Annotated in this window: 6 protein-coding genes; 3 read left to right on the top strand and 3 right to left on the bottom strand. The window is 57.2% G+C overall.

Features of this window, described 5'->3' with window-relative positions; genetic code table 11:
• The 3 genes from MDG893_RS20055 to MDG893_RS20045 all read right to left on the bottom strand — a co-directional run.
• On the bottom strand, positions 1-663 hold a 663-nt coding region (locus MDG893_RS20055; protein WP_007155675.1), incomplete at its 3' end, for a pullulanase-associated domain-containing protein.
• 246 nt (positions 664-909) lie between these two features.
• Positions 910-2,235, bottom strand: a complete 1,326-nt coding sequence (locus MDG893_RS20050) for a carbohydrate porin (protein WP_007155674.1) — start codon at positions 2,233-2,235, stop codon at positions 910-912.
• A 275-nt stretch (positions 2,236-2,510) separates the two neighbouring features.
• Positions 2,511-3,383, bottom strand: coding sequence for a MurR/RpiR family transcriptional regulator (locus tag MDG893_RS20045; RefSeq protein WP_007155673.1), 873 nt, complete (start codon positions 3,381-3,383; stop codon positions 2,511-2,513).
• A 214-nt stretch (positions 3,384-3,597) separates the two neighbouring features.
• Here MDG893_RS20045 and zwf point away from each other — a divergent pair, with 214 nt between their 5' ends.
• The 3 genes from zwf to eda all read left to right on the top strand — a co-directional run.
• On the top strand, positions 3,598-5,073 hold the full coding sequence (gene zwf, locus MDG893_RS20040; RefSeq protein WP_007155672.1) for a glucose-6-phosphate dehydrogenase: 1,476 nt from the start codon (positions 3,598-3,600) through the stop codon (positions 5,071-5,073).
• Positions 5,060-5,779 carry a 6-phosphogluconolactonase gene (gene pgl, locus MDG893_RS20035; protein ID WP_040474831.1) on the top strand — a complete coding sequence of 240 codons (720 nt, stop codon included), beginning with the start codon at positions 5,060-5,062 and terminating at the stop codon, positions 5,777-5,779. Before zwf ends, pgl begins: the two co-directional genes overlap by 14 nt.
• A 37-nt stretch (positions 5,780-5,816) precedes the next feature.
• The coding region (eda, locus tag MDG893_RS20030; RefSeq protein ID WP_007155670.1) for a bifunctional 4-hydroxy-2-oxoglutarate aldolase/2-dehydro-3-deoxy-phosphogluconate aldolase at positions 5,817-6,306 on the top strand (490 nt) is incomplete at its 3' end.

The following is a 6,306-nucleotide window of genomic DNA, read 5'->3' as shown; positions in this document are numbered from 1 at the left end:
GGTAGTTGCGCTCAGCTCAATAGCGGTGCCCCCGCTCAGGGTCTTATTGGCGTTGTCGACAGTGATGCCGGCGCCTGTGTCATAGCGAAGTTCGACTCGGGTTGCCGTGGTGGTGTCGGCAAAGACCAGCGTATTGGCATCCAGCCAGTGTGCCTTGGCGCCTTCAATGGCCAGTTCCTCGGCTTCGATTGGGTCCGGGGAGAGAAGCTGGCTGCCACTGATCGTGAAAATACGATTGCCCAGGGCGCCAAAGTGCCAGCGTTTGTCATCATCACCAAGGTCTTTCTCATCGCCCTTGTGCATGATGAAGTTCATGCAGTCGCCGCCGTCGCGCATGGGAATGATGTAGTAGGCGCCGTAGGTGTCGTTCACGCCACTGGCGGTGCGTGGGTCGGTCCACTCGGTCGGCACGCCTTCCGCCAGGCCATCGCAACCGGCTGCGGCGTCATTCCAGAGGTGGAGTCCCCAGCCGTCATAGTCACCGGCGGGGCGCTTGTAATAGAGGATGGCTTCGTTGTCGCCGGGTTCCAGCAGGGCGGTGGAGTTTCCGCCTCCGTCGTCGCCAGAGTCGGAAGATGAGCTGTTGCTACCGGAGTTGCAACCGACAAGAGCCAGGGACAAAGCCAGGGCCCAGCCGCCTGCAACCAGTTTATGGTCAGGCATAACGCGTATCCTTTTTCCATTGTTGTTGTTTGGGACGTTGCTTGCGAACCGGTATAACCTGTACGCAAACGTTGCAGCATCATGGTTGCGCGAAGAGCTCGGCCACACATCCTTCGGCAACGGACTTTTGCGGGCGTAGTCTGAGGGGCGTATGGGGAGTAGAGAATAGAGGAGTGGCGCGAACAAAAAAGGGCCGGCTGAAAAGCCGGCCCAAGGAGGTCCAACGAGAGTGTGGTGTTTAGAGCCTTACCACCAGGCTTCGATCTGGGCACCAATCTGGATGTCGCCATCGATGCCCTCGCTGCGAGCGGCTTCGGCCTGATCACCGAAGAACGCTGCGGCGTAGGCGCGGATCACCGGGCGTGCCCAATAACCAGGGCCTGCGCTCCACTGTTGCGCAATGGCAACTTTCTGTAGATCGGTTTCTTCATCGTTAAAGGGCTGGTGCACGTCCTCATAGCCAATTTCCAGAGCCGTGCTGGTCACGGAGTTCCAGTTGTAGATCGGGCGAGCAACAACACTCAGGCGGGTAGGTTCTTCTTCGTTGATCGGGCCGTAAGTTTCGCCTTTGGAATACAGGGCGGAGTAACCAAGCTCCCATGGTCCACCGAGTTTGATCACGCCATGGTTAAGAACCCGCCAGCTCTTCTCAAGCGTGCCGGGATAGTAGGGTCCATTGAGGCTTGAGTTGCCACCCTGGTTATTGAATGCGGCTTCGCCCAGGGAGTCGGTCGCATACTGCAGGACGAACTTGTTAAAGCCGCCCATGAAGCCCGTCGCAAGCTCAACGGTACCAAAGAAACCGTCTTCGTCCATGATGCCGGCCGCTTCCTGCTCATCGGTCAGGTCGGCCATGCCATAAATGCCCGCCAGTGTCAGCGTGCTTTCGCCAACCGGGAAGGCGTAGCGCAGATCCAGCTTGTTGTTCTGGACGATGGTGTCGCTTTCCTGTTTGTCGAAGTTAACCCACGCCGCGGAGAACTGGCCAGCACCGGCCTGAATGTTTTCAATACCGGCACCGTAGCCGGAGTTGTTGATGTAGAACAGGTCCAGCTGGTGCACGTCATGGCGCTTGTAGAAGCGCTTGCCGGCCCAGAGCGTGGCGCCGGGCAGCGACTCAATGACGTTGGTGCCCGACACGTAAAGCTGACGCACCGCTACTTCGCCGCCGCTATAGGGGTTGCCGTTATTGCGGGTGGTTTCCTGACCAGCGAAATCGACGCCGTTGACGTCGTCGGCACCGTCAAATGCCTGGTAGTCGTTACCCTGGTTGATGGCTTCGTAGGAAACCATGGAGTCGAAGCGGAACGTTTTACCGTCCTGGCTGAAGAGCTGGTCGCCAAAGGCCAGTTCTGCATAGGTGTCGCATTCGTCAGCGAGGCGTCCAACGAAGTGGCCGTTGGCACCGCTACCGAAACAGGTTTGTTCGCCGCCACTGCTGGTGTTGGTGGAAAGGCCGGAGCGAGCGTAGCCATGAAAATCAACGGCGATGGCGGGCGTAGCCATGATGGCAGCTGTGACCGCAGCCGCAAGCGGGAGTTTGTTCGGGAAAAAGCGCTTATTGTTTTGCATCATCTGTGTCCTGTGCTTTTTGTCTTTTTTGAATGTCAGGGAAGCGGAAGTTCCGACATCGTGTCGTGGACAGTCAGTTCCGGATCAGGCCTCCGGTTCCCTTGATTGCAGCTTCTGCCAATCAGACATTGGGAAACCGGATTTCATAGTCCTGTAACGGGAGGGGTAGTGCATCCTCCGCCCTGAAGAAAAAGGGGGGTGAGTTTTCAGGGGGAGGAGGGGCGTAGAAGGATGAGACACTAAATCAGTGGCTTTGCTACCTTTAAACGTGGGGCTCAAGTCATCGGGAAGCGGGTAGGTTTAAGGCTTTCCTTGATCTTTTTCAGATGGCCCAGGAAATCCGCTCCGCGCTTGAGGGTCACGCCGGTCGCAAGGATATCGATCACCGTCAGGTGAATAATGCGGGAGGACATCGGCATGTAAACCTCGGTGTCCTCCGGCGCCGTTACCTCAATGACCACCGTGCAAACGTCTGCCAATGGCGAGTCGGGCATGGTGATGCCGATAACGGTAGCGCCGTTGGTGCGCGCATGCTGTGCAATTTCAACGGTTTCGCGAGTGCGCCCGGTGTAGGAAATGAGCACGATGACATCGCCCTTGGTGGCGCCGGCGGCTACCATGCGCTGCATCAGGGCGTCGTCGTACGACATGACCGGGATATTAAAGCGAAAGAACTTGTGCTGGGCGTCCATCGCAACAGGTGCGGAGCCGCCCATGCCGAAGAAGTTGATCTGCTTGGCCTGGATCAGATAGTCGATGGCCGACGCCAGTGCTTTTGGGTCAAGGGCCTGACGTGCCTTGTCCAGGCTGGCGATGGTGCTGAGCATGATCTTGTCGGAGAACTCTGCGACAGTGTCGTCGGGCTCCACGTTTTGACCGATATACGGTGTGCCAGTGGCAATGCTCTGGGCCAGGCGTATCTTGAAGTCGGGAAAGCCGGTGGCTGAAAAGCCGCGGCAGAAGCGGTTGACTGTTGGCTCACTGACGTCAGCCGCCCTGGCCAGTGCGGCAATGCTGTATCGGGTGGCAGCACTTGGGTCGCGAAGAATCGCCTCGGCAACCTTGCGCTCTGATTTATTGAGCGTGTCCAGTCTTAGCTGGATATCTTCGAGCAGGTTGTCATCGCGTTGCGCCTGGTTCGCAGCCATTTGGGATACTCCCTGAATCATCGGCGTTCTTGTGGAAATCCGCGCTGATTATAGCGTGTTTTTGGCAGGTTTGTGGTAGTAAAAGTGTCATTAATTGGAAAATATCCTTGGAATATTTCATTTGCGGTGTCATTATTTGCATAAAATTACTACATTGACGCCTCGAGTCGTGCGGCGGCAGGTTGCTGCATGAAAACAAAGAGAGAAGGAACCGATGGCTGATCCGATAAATACCCGCTGTGACCTGATGATGTTTGGTGCGCTTGGTGATCTGGCGCAACGCAAACTGTTTCCCGCTATGTACCAGCTAGAGCGGGCAGGGCTGCTCCACAAGGGCACTCGCATTCTGGCAATCGCGAGAAACAAGGCAGACAGCAGTGAGGTTCGTAAGACCCTTCTTGGAAAGTTGAAAGAGCATGTCAGGAAAGACGAGTTTGATGCCGGCGTGGCCGAGCAATTCCTGCAGCGCGTGGATTACCAGTTCCTGGATTTTACCAACCCTGACGGTTACGGCGTCCTTAATGACTGGCGCAGCAAGGAGCCCAGTAATCTGATCGTCTACATGGCCACACCACCGGCCATGTACGGTGAAATTTCACGTAACCTCCGGGGAAATAACTGTTGTGACCAGAACACCCGAGTGGTTGTAGAGAAGCCGATTGGTCACGACCTGGAGTCTTCCAAGGTCATCAATGACGAGTTGGGTGAGGTCTACAATGAGGACCAGTTGTTCCGTATCGACCATTACCTGGGCAAGGAAACGGTACAAAACCTCATAGCGCTGCGGTTCGCGAACAACCTGTTCGCCTCCCAGTGGGACCAGAATCATATCTCCCACGTCGAGATATCGGTGGCTGAGAGTGTAGGTATTGAAGGCCGCTGGGGCTATTTCGATAAAGCCGGTCAGGTTCGCGATATGGTTCAGAACCACCTGCTTCAGCTCCTGTGCCTGATCGCCATGGATCCACCTTCGGATCTGTCGGCGGACAGTATCCGCAATGAGAAGGTGAAAGTGCTGAAGGCGATGCGCCGTATCACTCCTGACATGATGGATACCCATGTCGTTCGCGGGCAGTACACAGCTGGCACCAGTGGCGGAAAGCCCGTGCCTGGGTATCTGGAGGAAGAAGGTGCGGCGCGTGGCAGCAAGACCGAAACCTTCGTGGCTCTGAAAGCCGAGATTGATAACTGGCGCTGGTCCGGTGTGCCATTCTACATCCGCACAGGCAAGCGCCTGCCGGAGAAGCTGTCACAGATCATCATTCACTTCAAACCGGCGCCTCACTACATCTTTGATCCCGACCAGAAACACCTCGCCAACAACAAGCTCATCATCCGTCTGCAGCCGGACGAGGGCATGTCCCTGCAAATTCTGACCAAGGATCAGGGGCTGGATAAGGGCATGCGCCTTCGCCAGGGCCCTTTGGAGCTGACGTTCTCGGAAACCTTCGAGACTGATCGCATCCCGGATGCTTACGAGCGGCTGCTCTGGGAGGTCATGAAAGGCAATCAGTATCTGTTTGTCCGTCGTGACGAAGTGGAGCACGCCTGGCAGTGGGTTGACCAGATCATGCGCAACTGGGACGACAGTGGTGTACCGCCAAAACGTTACGCGGCAGGTACCTGGGGCCCGGTTGCCTCCATCGCGATGATTACCCGTGACGGAAGGAGCTGGTATGAAGATGCATGACCTGAATCTGCCGGAGTCGGTGGATGCGTATTTCTTCGATACCCCTGATGATACGGCGGTGGCGCTGGCGGATGCAGTCGCGAGACATCTCTCGGAGCGGCTGCTGATTGCACCCCGTGCCAGTCTGGTGGTGTCCGGTGGCTCAACCCCGCTGCCATTTTTCGAGGCCCTGCGGGAAAAGCCGCTGGATTGGGCACGTATTGACGTGTTGCTGGCGGACGAGCGCTGGGTGTCCGAAGACGACAACGACAGTAATACCCGCCTGGTGCGGGAAAATCTGTTACAAGGCCCAGCGTCGGAAGCCCGGTACCTGTCCCTCAAACAGCCCGGCGATACGCCGACCGATGGCCTGGCAGCTGCGGAGGCAGCCCTTGAAGAGCTGCATCTGCCGCTGGATGTGCTGATCCTGGGTATGGGCAGCGATGGCCATACGGCGTCTCTGTTTCCAGATGCGCCGGAGCTGAATCGAGCCCTTGATACCGATTCGACCGCCATCGTGGCGTCCATGACGCCACCTTCTCAGCCTCAGAAACGCATCACGCTGACACTGCACGCCCTGAGTCGCGCGGGTTTCACGGCGCTGCACCTGAAAGGTGACGACAAACTGAAAACCTTACAAGCCGCCTGCTGTGATATCGAAAAAATCCGCGAAATGCCCATTCGCGCGTTCCTGAAACCGGGGCTGCAGGTTTATTGGAGCGCTTGAGGCTGTCCGCCCGAGATTTGTTATACCGGAGATATGTATGAACCAATTGTCTGATTTTCACCGCGAGCGCGTCCAGGCGGTCTTGAACGCTTCCCCGCTTGTTCCGGTGATCACCATTAACCACCCGGACGAGGCGTTGCCATTGTGTCAGGCTTTGGTTGATGGTGGCATTCGAGTACTGGAAATCACCCTGCGTACCCCTCATGGCGTGAAGGCCATTGAGCAGGTACGAAAAGCGATCCCGGAAGCCTGGGTTGGGGCGGGCACGGTCACCAGTATTGCCCAGTACCGCCAGGTGGAGGCCGCCGGCGCCCAGTTCGTGATCACGCCAGGCGTCACCGAGGCGATTCTGGAGTTCGGTGTGACTTCGGAAGCGCCGTTGCTACCGGGTATTTCAACGATTTCGGAGCTGATGGTTGGCTACAACCTTGGCTACCGTGAATTCAAGTTCTTCCCAGCCGAAGTCGCCGGCGGCATCCCCGCCCTGAAGGCGTTCTCCGGTCCCTTCCCGGACGTCACTTTCTGCC

This window comes from Marinobacter algicola DG893 (assembly GCF_000170835.1).
Lineage (GTDB): Bacteria > Pseudomonadota > Gammaproteobacteria > Pseudomonadales > Oleiphilaceae > Marinobacter > Marinobacter algicola.
This window is presented reverse-complemented; position numbering and strand designations above follow the sequence as displayed.

Bases quoted from the DNA above. Each gene is read 5' to 3' on its own strand.
- MDG893_RS20050 (WP_007155674.1), bottom strand. From the start codon at position 2,235: ATGCAAAACAATAAGCGCTTTTTCCCGAACAAACTCCCGCTTGCGGCT.
- MDG893_RS20045 (WP_007155673.1), bottom strand. From the start codon at position 3,383: ATGGCTGCGAACCAGGCGCAACGCGATGACAACCTGCTCGAAGATATC.
- zwf (WP_007155672.1), top strand. From the start codon at position 3,598: ATGGCTGATCCGATAAATACCCGCTGTGACCTGATGATGTTTGGTGCG.
- pgl (WP_040474831.1), top strand. From the start codon at position 5,060: ATGAAGATGCATGACCTGAATCTGCCGGAGTCGGTGGATGCGTATTTC.